Origin of the sequence: Phenylobacterium sp. (assembly GCF_036501465.1) — a bacterium.
Classification (GTDB): Bacteria; Pseudomonadota; Alphaproteobacteria; order Caulobacterales; family Caulobacteraceae; genus Phenylobacterium.
The window spans coordinates 50322-65307 of sequence record NZ_DASYAF010000140.1; the positions used below are offsets into that span (position 1 = coordinate 50322).

The 14986-nt window shown below is 70.6% G+C and carries 14 protein-coding genes; 12 read left to right on the forward strand and 2 right to left on the reverse strand.

What is annotated here, in order from left to right:
* Positions 1 to 39: 39 nt before the first annotated feature.
* Genes VGL85_RS15120 through VGL85_RS15170 form a run of 11 tightly spaced genes read left to right on the forward strand, consistent with a single transcriptional unit; the run spans position 40 to position 11225 of the window.
* Positions 40 to 1188: an NAD-dependent epimerase/dehydratase family protein gene (locus tag VGL85_RS15120; RefSeq protein ID WP_331589787.1), complete on the forward strand. Its 1149-nt coding sequence runs from the start codon at positions 40 to 42 to the stop codon at positions 1186 to 1188.
* The gene (locus tag VGL85_RS15125; RefSeq protein ID WP_331589788.1) at positions 1188 to 2603 is read left to right on the forward strand and encodes an AMP-binding protein; all 1416 of its coding nucleotides are present in this window, start codon (positions 1188 to 1190) and stop codon (positions 2601 to 2603) included. Before VGL85_RS15120 ends, VGL85_RS15125 begins: the two co-directional genes overlap by 1 nt.
* Before the next feature lie 10 nt (positions 2604 to 2613).
* Entirely contained in the window at positions 2614 to 2847 is a 234-nt protein-coding gene (locus tag VGL85_RS15130; RefSeq protein WP_331589789.1) for a GDCCVxC domain-containing (seleno)protein, read from the forward strand.
* Between the two features lie 26 nt (positions 2848 to 2873).
* A complete protein-coding gene (locus VGL85_RS15135) occupies positions 2874 to 3644 on the forward strand; it encodes an SDR family oxidoreductase (RefSeq protein ID WP_331589790.1) in 771 nt (256 codons plus the stop codon).
* Between the two features lie 10 nt (positions 3645 to 3654).
* On the forward strand, positions 3655 to 4236 hold the full coding sequence (locus VGL85_RS15140; RefSeq protein WP_331589791.1) for a hypothetical protein: 582 nt from the start codon (positions 3655 to 3657) through the stop codon (positions 4234 to 4236).
* Positions 4237 to 4239: 3 nt separating this feature from the next.
* Positions 4240 to 5433 (forward strand): CoA transferase, encoded by a 1194-nt coding sequence (locus VGL85_RS15145; RefSeq protein WP_331589792.1) that lies wholly within the window; start codon positions 4240 to 4242, stop codon positions 5431 to 5433.
* Positions 5430 to 6182: an enoyl-CoA hydratase/isomerase family protein gene (locus VGL85_RS15150; RefSeq protein WP_331589793.1), complete on the forward strand. Its 753-nt coding sequence runs from the start codon at positions 5430 to 5432 to the stop codon at positions 6180 to 6182. Before VGL85_RS15145 ends, VGL85_RS15150 begins: the two co-directional genes overlap by 4 nt.
* Before the next feature lie 9 nt (positions 6183 to 6191).
* The gene (locus tag VGL85_RS15155; RefSeq protein WP_331589794.1) at positions 6192 to 7292 is read left to right on the forward strand and encodes a pyridoxal phosphate-dependent aminotransferase; all 1101 of its coding nucleotides are present in this window, start codon (positions 6192 to 6194) and stop codon (positions 7290 to 7292) included.
* Between the two features lie 3 nt (positions 7293 to 7295).
* Entirely contained in the window at positions 7296 to 8948 is a 1653-nt protein-coding gene (locus VGL85_RS15160) for an NAD(P)/FAD-dependent oxidoreductase (RefSeq protein ID WP_331589796.1), read from the forward strand.
* Positions 8949 to 8966: 18 nt separating this feature from the next.
* Positions 8967 to 10367: an AMP-binding protein gene (locus VGL85_RS15165; RefSeq protein WP_331589797.1), complete on the forward strand. Its 1401-nt coding sequence runs from the start codon at positions 8967 to 8969 to the stop codon at positions 10365 to 10367.
* 39 nt (positions 10368 to 10406) lie between these two features.
* Positions 10407 to 11225, forward strand: coding sequence for a thioesterase family protein (locus tag VGL85_RS15170; RefSeq protein ID WP_331589798.1), 819 nt, complete (start codon positions 10407 to 10409; stop codon positions 11223 to 11225).
* A 6-nt stretch (positions 11226 to 11231) separates the two neighbouring features.
* Here VGL85_RS15170 and VGL85_RS15175 read toward each other — a convergent pair whose 3' ends face one another.
* Entirely contained in the window at positions 11232 to 12152 is a 921-nt protein-coding gene (locus VGL85_RS15175; RefSeq protein ID WP_331589799.1) for a hypothetical protein, read from the reverse strand.
* Between the two features lie 143 nt (positions 12153 to 12295).
* Positions 12296 to 12721 (reverse strand): hypothetical protein, encoded by a 426-nt coding sequence (locus VGL85_RS15180; RefSeq protein ID WP_331589800.1) that lies wholly within the window; start codon positions 12719 to 12721, stop codon positions 12296 to 12298.
* A 182-nt stretch (positions 12722 to 12903) separates the two neighbouring features.
* Here VGL85_RS15180 and VGL85_RS15185 point away from each other — a divergent pair, with 182 nt between their 5' ends.
* A complete protein-coding gene (locus VGL85_RS15185; protein WP_331589801.1) occupies positions 12904 to 14913 on the forward strand; it encodes a hypothetical protein in 2010 nt (669 codons plus the stop codon).
* Positions 14914 to 14986 lie beyond the last annotated feature (73 nt).

The window sequence follows — 14986 nt, forward strand, 5'->3', positions numbered from 1 at the left end:
AACACCGGCTGAAGCCGGGACGAACGGGAAAGGGAGCGCATGACCACGCGCCGGGACTATCTCAGCCTATCGGCCGCGGCGGCGGCGGCGCTGGCCGCGCCGCGCGCCTCGGCGCAGGGCAGGGCGCGCAAGACGCTGCGGATCCTGATCCTCGGCGGCACCGGCTTCATCGGCCCGCATGAGGTCCGCTATGCGCTTGCCCGCGGCCACCAGGTGACGATCTTCAATCGCGGCCGGCAGAAGGAGGCTTGGCCCGGGCCGGTGGAGGAGCTGCTGGGCGACCGCAACACCGGCGACCTGAAGGCCCTGGACGGCCGCGAGTGGGACGTCTGCATCGACAACCCCACGACCCTGCCGTTCTGGGTGCGCGACGCGGCGAAGGTGCTGAAGGGCAAGGTGAAACAGTACGTCTTCGTCTCCACCATCTCGGTCTATGCGAAGAACGACACGCCCGGGGCCGACGAGACCGCCGCGGTCGATCCCTACAAGGGCGCCGACCCGATGGCCGAGACGCAGGCCTCGCTCGCCAAGAACCCGGCGCTCTACGGCCAGCTCAAGGCGGTGAGCGAGGCCGAGGCGCGCAAGGCGTTCGGGGCGAGCGCGACCACCATCGTTCGCCCCGGGTTGATCGTCGGGCCCGGCGACGAGACCGACCGCTTCAGCTACTGGCCGGTGCGGCTGGCGAACCTCGGCGACCGTTGGGGGCCGCAGGTGCTGGCGCCCGGCGACGGGAGCGATCCGGTACAGTTCGTCGACGCCCGCGACCTCGCCGAATGGATCGTCCGCCTAGCCGAGACGCGCACGACCGGCACTTTCAACGGAACCGGGCCGGCGAAACAGCTCCTGACGAAGGACTTCCTGGCGGGCGTCGCCAGCGGCGTCCAGGCCAGGCCGAAGCTGGAATGGGTCGCCACGACGTTCCTGCAGGACCACAAGGTCCACGCCTGGAGCGATCAGCCGGTGTGGATCCCGGGCCAGGGCGAGACCGCTGGCTTCCATCGCCGCAGCATCGCCCGCGCCCTCAAGGCGGGGCTGACGTTCCGGCCGCTGCCCACCACCGCCGGCGACACCCTGGCCTGGTTCAAGACCCTGCCGGCGGATCGCCAGGCGAAGCTGCGGTCGGGGCTGACGCCCGAGCGCGAGACGGCGCTGCTGGCGGAGTGGAAAGCGAACGGTGGGAAGGCCTGATGGCGAACCTCTACGACATCCTGGCCGCGGGTTTCCCGGCCGACCGCACCAAGCCGGCGTTCATCCTCGGCGACGGCGCCCAGGTTAGCTACGCCGAGCTGGAGGCGGGCGTGGCCCAGATCGCCGGCCATCTCGTCGCCTCCGGCGTCGCGCCGGGCGACCGCGTGGGCCTGCAGACCGAAAAGTCGGTCGAGGCGGTGATGATCTATCTCGGCGTGCTGAAGGCGGGCGCGGTCTTCTTGCCGCTGAACCCGGCCTACACCAAGGCCGAGGTGGACTACTTCATCGGCGATGCGGGCCCACGGGTCTTCGTCACCGATGCGCTGGCGTTCCGCGACGAGGCCAACGCCGCCGACCCCCTCACCGAGACTGTCGCGCGCAAGGACACCGATCTCGCCTCGCTGATCTACACCTCCGGCACCACCGGCCGGTCGAAGGGGGCGATGCTCAGCCACGGCAACCTGGCGGAGAACGCGCGGGCCTTGCACCAGGCCTGGGGTTTCACCCCGCACGACGTGCTGCTGCACGCCCTGCCGATCTTCCACGTCCATGGCCTGTTCGTGGCCATGCACTGCGCCTTCCTGTCCGGCGCGCCGATGGTCTGGCTTGCGAAGTTCGACGACGCCCAGGTGCTGGCGGCCCTGGCCAGGTCCACGGTGATGATGGGCGTGCCGACCTTCTACACGCGCCTGCTGGCCAACCCCGGCTTCACGCGCGAGCGGGCGGCCCACATGCGCCTGTTCATTTCCGGCTCCGCGCCGCTGCTGGAATCCACCTTCGCCGAGTTCGAACAGCGCAGCGGCATGCGCATCCTGGAACGCTACGGGATGAGCGAGGCGGTGATCATCACCTCCAACCCCCTGGACGGCGCCCGCATCCCCGGCAGCGTCGGCTATCCGCTGCCCGGCGTGGCCCTAAGGATCGGCGGCGGCGAGGAGACGGGTGTCATCGAGATCAAGGGCCCCAGCGTCTTCTCGGGCTATTGGGAGATGCCGGAGAAGACCGCCCAGGAGTTCACCGCCGACGGCTATTTCATCACCGGCGACGTGGCGCGGCGCGACCCGGACGGGCGGGTGTGGATCAGCGGCCGGGCCAAGGACCTGATCATTTCCGGCGGCTACAACGTCTATCCCAAGGAGATCGAGCTGATCCTGGACGAACTGCCGGGCGTCACCGAAAGCGCCGTGGTGGGCGTGCCGCACCCCGACTTCGGCGAGGGCGTCGTGGCCGTGGTGATCGCGCCCAAAGGGGCGGTGCCCGACGAGGCGGCGATGATCGCGGCGTGCCGCGAACAACTCGCGCCCTACAAATCGCCGAAACGCGTGGTCTTCGTCGACGCGCTGCCGCGCAACACCATGGGCAAGGTGCAGAAGAACCTGCTGCGCGAGCGCTACAACAACCTGTTCAGGGTTTGAGGAGGACGCCATGGCCGACGGAAACCCGGTGCATCTCCAGTCCACCCTGACCTGCCCGGCCTGCGGCGGGCGGACCACCGAGACCATGCCCACCGACGCTTGCCAGTATTTCTACGATTGCCCCGTCTGCCATGCGGTGTTGAAGCCAAAGCCGGGCGACTGTTGTGTCTTCTGTTCCTATGGCGACACGCCCTGTCCGCCGGTGCAGATCGACGGCAAGGATTGTTGTTCCGGCGGCGCCTAGCAAATCCACAACGGGAGGGAAGCGACTTGGACCTGCAACTGAAGGGCAAGACCGCCATCGTCACCGGCGGCACGCGTGGCATCGGCCGCGCCATCGCCGAAGGCTTCGCCGACGAGGGCGCCAACGTCGCCATCTGCGCGCGCAAGGCCGACCAGGTGGAAGAGGCGGTGGGGGCGCTGCAGGCCAGGGGCGTCAAGGCCTTCGGCCAGGTGGTGGACATCGCCGACCGGCCGGCGCTGCAGGGCTTCGTCCGCGCCGCGGCCGAGGCGCTGGGCGGGCTGGACGTGCTGGTCTCCAACGCCAGCGCCCTGGTGCAGGGTAACAGTGAGGCCGACTGGCGCGCGATGTTCGACGTCGACATGCTGGGCGCGGTGCGCACCTGGGAAGCCGCCCAGCCGCTGCTGACCAAGGCCGCCGCCGACAAGGGTGACGCCGCCTTCGTGATCATCTCCTCGGTCTCCTCGGTCAACGCCGACCGGCCCTCGTCCTATGGGGCGATGAAGGCCGCCTTGATCCACTTCGCCAAGGGCGTGGCGCGGGAGAACGCTCCCAACAAGGTCCGCTGCAACGTGGTCTCGCCCGGCACGGTCTATTTCGACGACGGCGTCTGGGGGAACGTGAAGGCGAACATGCCGGGCTTCTTCGACCAGATGATCAAGCGCAACCCGACCGGGCGCATGGCGAGCCCGCAGGAGATCGCCGCGGCTGCGGTGTTCCTGGCCAGCCCGCGCTCGGCCTTCACAACCGGCATCAACATGATCGTCGACGGCGCGATCACCCAGCGTGCGAACTACTAAGGATAAGTCCGTGGAATATAATTACTTCGAGGTGGTCCTGGGGCGCGGAGCGACCGCTCATCGCGCGCTGTACGACCATGTCCGCAAAGGGCTCGGCAACCATCTGGTCGCCGTCTTCGCCCCCTCACTGGGCTATGCGACCAACCAGGCGCTGGTGCTGACGGACGAGGCGGAGACGGCGGGCGCGGTGCTGGCGGGGCCCGGCGTGGTTTCGGTCCAGCATCAGAAGCTCACCGCCACCACGCGGCCGACGCCCGGCGCGCGGCCCAAGGCCCAGGGGATCTACGTCCACCGCTGGCTGACCATCGACGGCGGGGCGGTGGACGAGTTCGTGCGGCTGTCGAACGAGGCCTGGGTCGGCTTCGAGGGTGGCTTCGAGACCGACGTCTTCGGGCTTTTCGTGGCCGAGGCGTCAGCCGAGGACCAGCGGCAGGGCGAGCGGCGCATGCTGCTGATGACCCACTACCGCGACTTCGCCGAGTGGGAGGCCAGCCGCAGGCCCGACCCGAAGACCGCCGCGGCCTTCGCGCGCCGGCGGGAGCTGACGCGGGTCGCCTTGCCGCGCGCCTGCACGGTCATGGCGGGGGGCTGAGGGATGGCCGCGCTCGCCGGATTGAAGGTACTCGACTGCACCCACGTGCTCGCCGGGGCCTACTGTTCCATGGTGCTGGCCGATCTCGGCGCCGATGTGATCAAGATCGAGCCGCCGGGCGGCGAGAGCACCCGCGGCATGAGCGTCGATCGCGGCTCATTCCGTCCCTACGACTTCGTCAACCGCAACAAGCGCGCCATCGCGCTCGACCTTTCGACCGAGGCGGGCGCAGGCGTGGTGCGCCGGCTGGCGCAGACGGCGGACGTCTTCGTGGAGAACTATCGGCCCGGCTCCATGGAGCGGATGGGTCTCAGCTACGCGGTGCTGTCCAAGATCAATCCGCGGCTGGTCTACTGCTCGATCTCCGGGTTCGGCCTGGACGGGCCCTACCGCGACCGCGGCGGTTTCGACCTGATCGCCCAGGCGATGAGCGGGCTGATGAGCTATGTGGGCGAGACCGGGAGCCAGGCGCCGTGTTCCACCGCCGTGCCGATCTCCGATCTCAACGCCGGCCTGTTCGGCGCGATCGGCGTGCTGGCGGCGCTGCAGAGCCGCGCGGCGACGGGGAAAGGCCAGCAAGTTGAAAGCTCCCTGCTGGAGTCGGCGCTCGCCTACACCATCTGGGAAAGCGGCATGTTCCTGACCACCGGCGCGATCCCGAAGCGCAGTGGCACGCGCCACCGCCTGTCGGCGCCCTATGAGGCCTTGAAGACGGCCGACGGGCACCTGGTGGTCGGCGTCAACAGCCAGCGTCTGTGGAAACGGCTCTGCGCGGGGCTCGGCGACCCGACCCTCGAGCAGGAGGCGGGCTTCGAGACCCCGGGGAACCGGGTCAGGAACCGCGACGCCCTGCAGGCGAGGCTGGAGGCGATCCTGACGAAAGAGACGTCGGAAACCTGGGTCAAGCGGCTGGACGTCGTGGGCGTGCCGGCCGGGCCGCTCAACACCTTGGCCCAGGCCTGGGACGATCCGCAGATCAAGGCGCGCGGCCTGTTGGCTGAGGCCGGCGGGCGGCCGTTCCCCCGCACCCCGATCAAGCTGCACGCGACTCCGGTAGAACTGACCCGCGGCCCGGCCGAGGTGGGCGAGCACACCCGCGAGGTGCTGGCCGAAGCGGGCTTCGGCGCGGCCGAGATCGAGGCCCTGGTCGCCAGCGGCGCGGCGGCCGTGGAACGCAAGCGCGAGGGGGCCGCATGAGCGGGCAGGTGCATGTGGAGGCGATCAGCGAGGCGGTCGTCCTGCTGGAGATCGATAACCCGCCTATGAACCCGCTGGGCGTGGAGATGCGCCAGACCTTCATGGACGCCCTGGACCAGGTGGAGGCCAACGACGCCCTGCGCTGCCTGATCGTCACGGGCAAGGGTCGCGCCTTCTGCGCCGGCGACGACCTCAAGTCCACCGGCCCTGGCGGCGAGGACCTGGCCGGCTTTGGCCGTCTGCTCGACCGGCTGGAGGCGACGCGCGTCCCGGTGGTGGCGGCGGTCAACGGCTGGTGCGTGGGCGGCGGCTTCGAGCTGGCGCTCTGCTGCGACCTGCGCCTGGCCTCGACGGAGGCGAAGTTCGTCTGCGCCGGGGTGAACGTGGGCCTGATGGCCTCGACCTACCGGTTGCCCCGGCTGATCGGGACATCCCGGGCCAAGGCCATGCTGCTGACCGGCCTGCCGCACGACGCCGAGATCGCCGAGCGCTACGGTCTGGTCACCGGCCTGCACGCGCCGGACGACCTGCGCCCCGCCGCCGTCGCGCTCGCCGAACGCATCGCGAGCCGCGCCCCGCTGTCGGTGGAAGCCACCAAGCGCACCGCGGGCCGCGCCGTCGACTTGTCGCCGGACGAATTCAACGCCCTGGCCGCGCCGGAACTGCGCACCCTGCGCCGCTCCAACGATCACAAGGCCGCCGTCGCCGCCTTCCGCGAACGGCGCGATCCGGTCTTCACCCGCAGCTAGGAGGCCCCGGTGCGCTACGCCCGCATGCCGATCGAGGTGGAGAGCCCGGAGGAGTACGGCTACGCCCGCATCCGCTGGAACCTGTCGGAGAGTTCGGTCGCCGACCAGAAGCTGTCGGACCTGGGGCTCACCATTCCCGACCTGACCCTGCTCTATGGCGAGCATCGCGGCCGCATCCGCCTGCGCGAACTGATCGCCGCCGAAGGGCAGGGGCTCAGCGCCGACGACGTGCTGGTGACGACCGGGGCGGCCGGCGCGCTGTTCATCATCGCCACATCGCTGCTCAGCGCGGACGACCACCTGGTGGTGATCCGGCCGAACTACGCCACCAACCTGGAGACGCCCAAGGCGATCGGCTGCGCGGTGACCCATGTGGACCTGGCCTTCGAGGACGGCTTCCGCCTGGATCCGGAGCGGATCGTCGCCGCCATCACGCCGCGGACCCGGCTGGTCAGCGTCACCTGCCCGCACAATCCGACCGGGGTGATGCTGAGCCGCGCCGAACTGGACGCCCTGGTGGCGATCACCGCGCGCGCCGGCTGCCGCCTCCTGGTGGACGAGACCTATCGCGACCTGTCCTTCGACGCGCCGCTGCCCGTGGCGGCCGGCCTCAGCGAGCATGTGATCAGCGTGGCCTCGCTGTCGAAGGCCTATGGCGTGCCGGGCATCCGCATCGGTTGGCTGGTCAGCCGCGATCCGGCCCTGCGCGAGGTGTTCCTGGCCGCCAGTGAGCAGATCAGCATCTGCGGCAGCGTCATGGACGAATGGGTGGCCGAACAGGTGATGCAGCGCCGCGGCCAGATCCTGCCGCCGCGCCTGGCGCAGATGCACGCGCGGCTGGGACGGGTGAGCGCCTGGATCGAGGGCGAGCCGCTGCTGGAATGGGTCAAGCCGTCGGGCGGCGTGGTCTGTTTCCCGCGCATGACCTCCGAGCCGCCGGGCGGGACCGAGGGCTTCTATCGCCGCCTGCTGGAGGACCACGGCGCCTATGTGGGCCCGGGCCACTGGTTCGAGCGGCCGGACAGCTATTTCCGCCTGGGCTATGGCTGGCCGACCGATAGGGAGCTGGACGCCGGCCTGGCCGCCATTTCCGCGGCGTTGAGGGGCTAGGTCATGGGCCTGATCGAAAGCCGCCACGCCCAGATGTTCCCGGTGCTGGACGCCGGCCAGATCGAGACCGCGCGGCGGTTCGCCAGCGGCCCGCCCCGGACCTTCGCGCCCGGCGAGCGGATCTATGACGTGGGCGAGCAGAACGTGCCCGCCTGGCTGCTGCTGGACGGCGCCATCGTGGCCACCCGCCACGACGGCCTGGGCCATGAGGAGCCGATCACCGTCGACCATGTCGGCCAGTTCACCGGCGAGGTCAGCCAGCTGGCGGGGCGCGGCACGCTGGCCGCCAGCCGGGCGGGGCCGCAGGGCGCGACGGCCCTGCCGTTCGACGCCCCTCACCTGCGCGCCCTGCTGATCGGCACGGCCGAACTCGGCGAGATGATCATGCGCGCGCTGATCCTGCGCCGCGTGGGCCTCCTGGAAGCCGGGTCGGTGGGGTCGGTCCTGGTCGGGCCGCGCGACCATCCCGACCTGGTGCGCCTGCAGGGCTTCCTGTCGCGCAACGCCTATCCGCACACGGTGCTGGAAGCGCTGGGCGACGGCGAGGGCCACGCGCTCGTCGAGCGCATGGGCGTGCTGCCGGGCGAGCTGCCGCTGATGGTCTGCCCGAACGGGACCGTGCTGCGCAGGCCCACCAACGCCCAGGCGGCGGCCTGCCTGGGCCTGACCATCCCGCTCGATCCGGAAAAGGTCTGGGATGTGGTCGTGGTGGGCGCCGGGCCGGCGGGCCTGGCCACGGCGGTCTATGCCGCCTCGGAAGGGCTCTCGGTGCTGGTGCTGGACCAGCGGGCGATGGGCGGCCAGGCGGGCGCCTCGGCGCGGATCGAGAACTACCTGGGCTTCCCGACCGGCATCTCCGGCCAGGCGCTGGCCGGCCGCGCCTGGAGCCAGGCGCAGAAGTTCGGGGCCGAGATCGCGGTGACCCTGGAAGTGGCGCGGCTGGACTGCGATCGGCCGCCGGGCGAACCCATGCGGCTCGAATTGACCGACGGCGCCGAGGTGAAGGCGAGGACCGTGGTGATCGCCTCGGGCGCCCGCTACCGCCGCCCGGACATCGCGGGGGTCGAGGCGCTGGAAGGCGCGGGCGTCTCCTACTGGGCCTCGGCGATCGAGGCCAAGCTGTGCGAGGGCGAGGAGGTGGCCCTGGTGGGCGCCGGCAACTCGGCCGGCCAGGCGACCGTCTTCCTGGCCCCGAAGGTCAAGCGCCTGCACATGATCGTGCGCGGCCCGGGCCTCGCGGCCACCATGTCGCGCTACCTGATCGACCGCATCGAGGCCCTGCCGAACGTCGAGCTGCACTGCGATACCGAGATCGTCGCCATCGAAGGTGACCGGAACGGTGGGCTGACCGGCGCCACCTGCCGCCACCGCAGCACCGGCGAGACCCACCACAAGCCGTTCCGCCACCTGTTCCTGTTCATCGGCGCCGAACCCAACGCCGGCTGGCTGCGCGGCTGCGTCGAGACCGACGACAAGGGCTTCGTGGTCACCGGCGCCGATCCGGCCCGTCCGCTGCAGACCGCGCGGCCCGGGGTCTTCGCCATCGGCGACGTACGGGCCGGGTCCACCAAGCGGGTGGCCGCGGCGGTGGGCGAGGGCGCCGCGGTGGTGGCCCAGATCCACGGCTTCCTGGGCGGCCTCACCACGAGCGCATAGCTGGGGTAGCCTCGCGCCATGTTCGACGCCTTCGTCGCCTTCCGCGCCCGGCTGGAGCCTCGCGCGATCGCGCTCATCACTCCGGACCGGCGGACGAGCTTCGCCGCCCTGGACGCCGAGGTCGACAAGGTCGCCGTGGCGCTGGCGGCCGACGGGCTGTCCACAGACTCCGGCGTCGTGGCCGCCGATGCGCCGGACGCCCACAGTCGCGCGGTGCTGCTGCTGGCGCTGGCCCGGCTCAGGGTCGCTTCCTCGCCCGCGGCCGATCCTGAGGCCGACCTGCGTATCGTCCTCGACGCCGACTGGTTCGCCAGGGCCGCCGCCGCGCCGTCGCAGACCATTGCGCCGCGCCCCGTCGACCCTCAGGCCCCGGGCCGGGTGCTGCTGTCCCCGCAAGAGGGCGGGGACGTCCGGCGCGTCGGCCTGACCTGGGCGATGATCCAGGCCGACCTCCACGACGCGGCGACCCTCTGGCTGGCGGGCAAGGCGGGCCGCTGGGCGCCGGCGATCGGCCTCGACACCCGCGAGGGCTTCACGACCGCGCTCACCGCCTGGGCGAGCGGCGCGGCGGTGGTGACCGGCTGGGGCCCGGACTCGCTTTCCGCCCTGCTCGAGGACGCCGATCCAAGCGTGCTGGTGCTGACGCCGGACCAGCTTCGCGACCTGCTGGCGACGCTGCTGACCGGCGCGCGGCCGCGGCCCGACCTGCGGGTGCTGGCCTGCGGCCGGACGCTGCCGTGGACGACGGCGCGCGAGGCGCGGCTGCGCCTGGCGCCGGACCTGCGGACGCTCTACGGGACGGCCGAGTGCATCGCCGTGGCCCACTTCGACGCCGCGCGGCTGGAGGAGGCCGACGGCGCGGTCGGCTGGCCGGCGCCGGACGTGCGGCTGGAGATCGTCGAGATCGACGGCGCGGCGCTGCCCAGGGGCAGGGTCGGGGCGGTGCGGATCCATTGCCCGCGCGCGGTCCGCAGCCACTTGAGCGGGTCGGGCGCGGAAGCCACGGCGTTCCGGGACGGCGGTTTCCAGCCGGGCGACATGGGCCGCCTGACCGCCCAGGGCCTCCTGGTGCTGGAGGGTCGGGTCGAGGACCGTATCGATCTCGCCGGGCGCGGGATCATGCCCGGCCCGATCGAGGCGGCGGCCCTGGGGTGCGAGGGGGTCGCCGACGCCGCCGTCTTCGCCGCGCCCAAGGCGGACGGCGAGGAACAGCTCTGGCTGGCGGTGATGCAAGGGCCGGACTTCCGGCGCGAGCGGCTGGTGGCGGCCCTGCAGGCCGTGGCCGGCGACTGGCCCACCGTGCGCTTCGTCTGGGTCGAGGCGATTCCACGGGATGGCGCGGGCAGGGCCGACCGCGCCGCCTTGCGCGCCGAGGTCGTAGCGGCGATCGGGGCGGCGATCGGGCCCAAAGGCGCCTGAGGCTTGCCCAGCAGGGCCCTGCGGCTCCATGAACGCCGCATGGAGCGCTCCTTCTTCGACCTGCGCGCGACGCACAACCCGCACCGCTGGTACATGCCGCTGACGCCGGAGGTTTGCGTCGGGCGGCCGGACGAGCTGTTCATGTTCGGCGGCGTCGGCCTGGCCTCGGCCATCGCGGCCATGGAGCGCACGACCGGGCGGCCGCTGATCTGGGCCACGGCGCAGTACCTGTCCTACGCCCAGCCGCCCAGCGTGGTGGACCTCGACGTCTGGGTTCCGGTCACCGGCAAGTACAACACCCAAGCCCGCGTCATCAGCCACGTCGGCGACAAGGAGATCCTCACCGTCAACGCCGCCCTGGGCGCGCGGCCCAGCGAGCTGTCGCGCCAGTGGCTGGCGGCGCCGGACGTCCCGCGGCCGGAGGACTGCGCGCCGGGCGAGCATTGGCGCCAGGCGGGCTACGGCCTGCACAGCCGCATGGAGATCCGCGTCGCCAAGGGCCGTTACGGCTTCGACCGCGCCGGCGCGCCGGAGGCGGACGGCCGCCTGCTGCTTTGGGTGAGGCCGAGGGAGCGCTATCCGATCGACGCGGCCATGCTGGCGATCGTCGCCGACCATGTGCCGTCCGGCATCGGCAACGCGCTCGGCCAGAACGCCGGCGGCAACAGCCTGGACAACACCCTGCGCATCCGCCGCATCGTGCCCACCGAATGGGTGCTGGCCGACATCCGCATCCTGGGCGTCCACGGCGGCTTCGGCCACGGCGCCATGTACCTGTTCGCCCAGGACGGCGAGCTGATGGCGACGGCCAGCCAGTCGCTGATCGTGCGCGTGCGCGAAGGCCTGGAGGACCGCTAGGGGCGGTCAGGGATAATAGGGCCAGTCCGCGCCGACCGTGGTCAGGGTCTCGGTGTGACCGACCTTGGCGACCGCGGCGACGACGGCGGGGTCGTTGCGGACCTCGTCAAAGCGGCGACTCAGCACGGCGCGGTAGGCGCCGAGCGGCCGGTCGGCAACGGGCTTGCTGAGTTCGAGGAGGGCTCGACCCCGGTTCCGGGGCTCGTCCAGCCACGCGATCATCTCCTTCGCCGCGCCGGATTCATCGTCGGCGCACAGCAGGGTGTGGAGCCGTGCCGCGCGGTTCTCGGCGAGTTGGCCCGACGCGGAGGCCATGGCCTCACGCTGCTCCTTGATGCGACCCAGGCCATTCAGGGCGCAGACCCTGATCTGCGCGACGAAGGCGCGGCCCGTCGGGCTGCCGACGTTTGGACGCTCCATCGGCTTGAGGATCGCCAGCGCCTCGCGGAAACGCCCGACGTCGAGCAGCATCTGAGCCAGGTTGAGGACCTGACTGACGTTGGCATGGCCGCGCTCCTGGCGCGTGGCCGCCTTTCGCTCGCCGGCGATCGCCTCGTCGAACCGTCCCAGATCGAACAGGGCGTAGGCGCGCCGGTCCTCGATCCAGTTCCGGTAGTCCTTGCCATGCCCATCGACGATCCGGTCCTGCTTGAGGACCTCGTCGGCGACGGTGACCGCGGCGTCGTAGCGGCCCAGGGCCCTGAGCGCGTCGATGATCTCATAGGCCGGGTCGTCGTTGCCGGCCGTCTTGTAGAGTTCGATGAGCCGTTGGAGGTCCGCGACGGCGGCGCGTTGGATATCGAAAGCCGCCGGGTTGGTCGCCCGCAGTTCGTCGAAGCGTTTGTCCAGCCGCAGGCCGAAGAGGATGTTTGCGGCCGTCACCTTCTTCAATTGCCGCGCGGCGTTGGTCTTGTCGCCGATGTCCAACAGGAGGGCGCTGTAGTCGCCCCAGAATTCGCTGACGTCATCGGCGGTTTCGACCGGCGTCCAGCCTGCGTCGTCCAGGATCTTGAACAGCCGGCGCTGGTCGTCGTCGCGCCCGAGGCGGTCGTAGAAGACATAGACCCCTTCTATATTTGGCATGGAGAACGACTGGCCCCTTCGCTTGGTGGCGCGAGGTCGGCCTCCAGGTCGGCGAAGGCCCCGGCGGTGTCGTGCGCATCCACGGCCTCCAGGAACAGCAGGCCCCAGGCCAGCGGCGGGGTGTCCGGCTCCTTCGACGCAAGCACGCGCCACTCGTGAAGCCGTGCGCCGCCCACGCAGGCCGCCAGGTTGAGGTAGGTGATGGCGCGATCCCGGCTCGGGAGGCTGGAGAAGTCGTTGTCGGAGGCCACGGCGGTCCAATCCTCGCCGTGGCAACCGGTCTTCTGCAGGCGTTCCAGCGCCGCGGCCATCCGTCCGGGCAAGGTCCTAGGCGGTGGTCCCGCCGCCCGGGCGGCGCCCAGGGGCAGGGCGCAGGCCAGCGCCAGCAGGACAACCCGAACAAAGCTGGACATGCGGCTCCCCCAGAGTTGCGCCCGAGGCTAGCGCGGGGTTCCACAGGCCGCCAAGGCGGGCGGCATCATGGAGGATCGTTAACCCATCTGCGACGCAAAGACGCTTTTCGAACGGCGTTCGAGAGGGCAGAATCCAGGTTGAGAGGCTGCGACCCCGCGCGGCCGGCTGAGGGGATACTCGGATGACCACCACACGCATCGCCATGCTGCTCGGCAGCGCGGCCCTGCTCGCGAGCTGCGCGGTCAACGCGCCGAACGCGCTGACGTCGGCCGCGCCGACCGCCGCTGCGGCCCCGGCCCGCGTCGACAACTTCCTGTTGGTCGACCAGGACCTGCGGGCCCACGAGCTCTATCGTCTGGCCGATGCGCCGGCGGTGGTGCTGGTGACCCAGCAGAACGGCGACGCGGTCGTCCAGAAGCTCGCGCCCCAGATCAACAAGATCGCCGCCGACTATGGCGCCAAGCGCGTCGAGTTCATGATGCTGAACTCCAGCCTGAAGGACTCCATGGAGGCCATCCAGGGCGAAGTCGCCAAGGTCGGCTACAAGCTCCCGGTCCTGATGGACGACAAGCAGATCATCGGCGAAGGCCTGGGCGTCAGCCGCTCGGCCGAGGCGATCGTCATCAACCCGAAGACCTGGACGGTGGTCTATCACGGGACTGTGGCCGGCCTGCCGGCGGCGCTCGACGAGGTGCTGGCCGGTCAGCCGCTGAAGACCGCCTCCGCCGCCAGCGCCGGCGCGACCATCGCCTTCCCGGCGCGCAGCGACCACGCCCAGATCACCTACGTCAAGGACGTGGCCCCGATCCTCGAGAAGAATTGCGTCGGCTGCCACGAGGAAGGCGGCATCGGCCCGTTCGCCATGACCAACTACGCCATGGTCAAGGGCTTCGCCCCGATGATCCGCGAGGTGATCCGCACCGACCGGATGCCGCCCTATCACGCCGACCCGCGGGTCGGGCACTTCTCGGACGACAAGCGCCTGAGCCCCGACGAGATCAAGACCATCGTCCACTGGGTGGACGAGGGCGAGCCGCGCGGCGAGGGAACTGACCCGCTGGGCGCCGTCAAGCACGTGGCCGCAGCCTGGCCGCTGGGCAAGCCGGACCTGGTCCTGAACATCCCGGCCTACAACGTCCCGGCCAGCGGCGTGGTGGACTACCAGCGGCCGTTCACCGTCAATCCGGAGACCGAGGGCCACTGGATCCGCGCCACCTCGGTTAAGCCGGGCGACCGTCAGGCCGTGCACCACGTGCTGAGCGGCTGGATTCCGCAGGTGCCGACCGGCAAGACGTCGAACGAAGGCATGTGGCGCCAATCGGTGGGCCGCTATGCGGTGGGCTCGGAAGCCGACGTGTTCGACGGCGACGTCGGCACCTACCTGCCGCCCGGCGGGGCCGTGGGCTTCCAGATGCACTACACGCCCTATGGCAAGGCGACGACCGACAGTTCCGAGATCGGCGTCTACTTCCGCAAGGATCCGCCCAAGTACATCATGCGCCAGACGGTGGTCAGCGACGCGACCATCGATATCCCGGCGAACGACGGCCACCACATGGAGATGGCCTATACGGAGTTCCCGAAGGACGCTCTGCTCTACGACGCCTTCATCCACGCCCACTACCGGGCCACGGCCAGCGACCTGTGGATCCAGTATCCGGACGGCAAGAAGAAGCTGCTGGTCGCCCTGCCACGCTACGACTTCAACTGGCAGCGGGCCTACACCTTCGCCGAGCCGGTGAAGATCCCGGCCGGCTCGCGGCTGATCGCCCACTACTGGTACGACAATTCCAAGCGCAACCCGCACAACCCCAACCCGAACATCGAGGTGACGTGGGGCGAGCAATCCTTCCAGGAAATGCTGTTCACCCAGGTGGACTTCCGCTGGATGGACGAGACGGCGGCCAAGCAGATCGACAGCGACGCCCGCTTCGCCGACACCCGCCTCATCGGCATGCTGGACAAGAACCTCGACGGCAAGATCGAGAAGTCCGAGTTGCGCGGCCAGATCGGCAAGATGCTCGCCGACAAGTTCGACCAGATCGACACCGACCACGACGGCTCGCTCGACAAGGCCGAGCTGAAGGTGGCGATGTCGAAGATGCAGATGTTCGGACCGAAGCGCCCGCGCAACGCCGCCGACGACTTCAACGGCGGCCAGGCGGCCTCCACGCCGACGGCCGGGAAGTAAGAACAGCAGCGCCGTCTCCCCTTGCGGGAGACGGTGGCTTGCGGAGCAAGGCGGATGAGGGGTCGCGCGGCGT

Excerpts from the sequence above, each read along its gene's own strand:
- VGL85_RS15165 (WP_331589797.1), top strand. The coding sequence starts at position 8,967 with ATGTTCGACGCCTTCGTCGCCTTCCGCGCCCGGCTGGAGCCTCGCGCG.
- VGL85_RS15125 (WP_331589788.1), top strand. The coding sequence starts at position 1,188 with ATGGCGAACCTCTACGACATCCTGGCCGCGGGTTTCCCGGCCGACCGC.
- VGL85_RS15160 (WP_331589796.1), top strand. The coding sequence starts at position 7,296 with ATGGGCCTGATCGAAAGCCGCCACGCCCAGATGTTCCCGGTGCTGGAC.
- VGL85_RS15145 (WP_331589792.1), top strand. The coding sequence starts at position 4,240 with ATGGCCGCGCTCGCCGGATTGAAGGTACTCGACTGCACCCACGTGCTC.
- VGL85_RS15170 (WP_331589798.1), top strand. The coding sequence starts at position 10,407 with ATGGAGCGCTCCTTCTTCGACCTGCGCGCGACGCACAACCCGCACCGC.
- VGL85_RS15130 (WP_331589789.1), top strand. The coding sequence starts at position 2,614 with ATGGCCGACGGAAACCCGGTGCATCTCCAGTCCACCCTGACCTGCCCG.
- VGL85_RS15120 (WP_331589787.1), top strand. The coding sequence starts at position 40 with ATGACCACGCGCCGGGACTATCTCAGCCTATCGGCCGCGGCGGCGGCG.
- VGL85_RS15185 (WP_331589801.1), top strand. The coding sequence starts at position 12,904 with ATGACCACCACACGCATCGCCATGCTGCTCGGCAGCGCGGCCCTGCTC.
- VGL85_RS15180 (WP_331589800.1), bottom strand. The coding sequence starts at position 12,721 with ATGTCCAGCTTTGTTCGGGTTGTCCTGCTGGCGCTGGCCTGCGCCCTG.
- VGL85_RS15150 (WP_331589793.1), top strand. The coding sequence starts at position 5,430 with ATGAGCGGGCAGGTGCATGTGGAGGCGATCAGCGAGGCGGTCGTCCTG.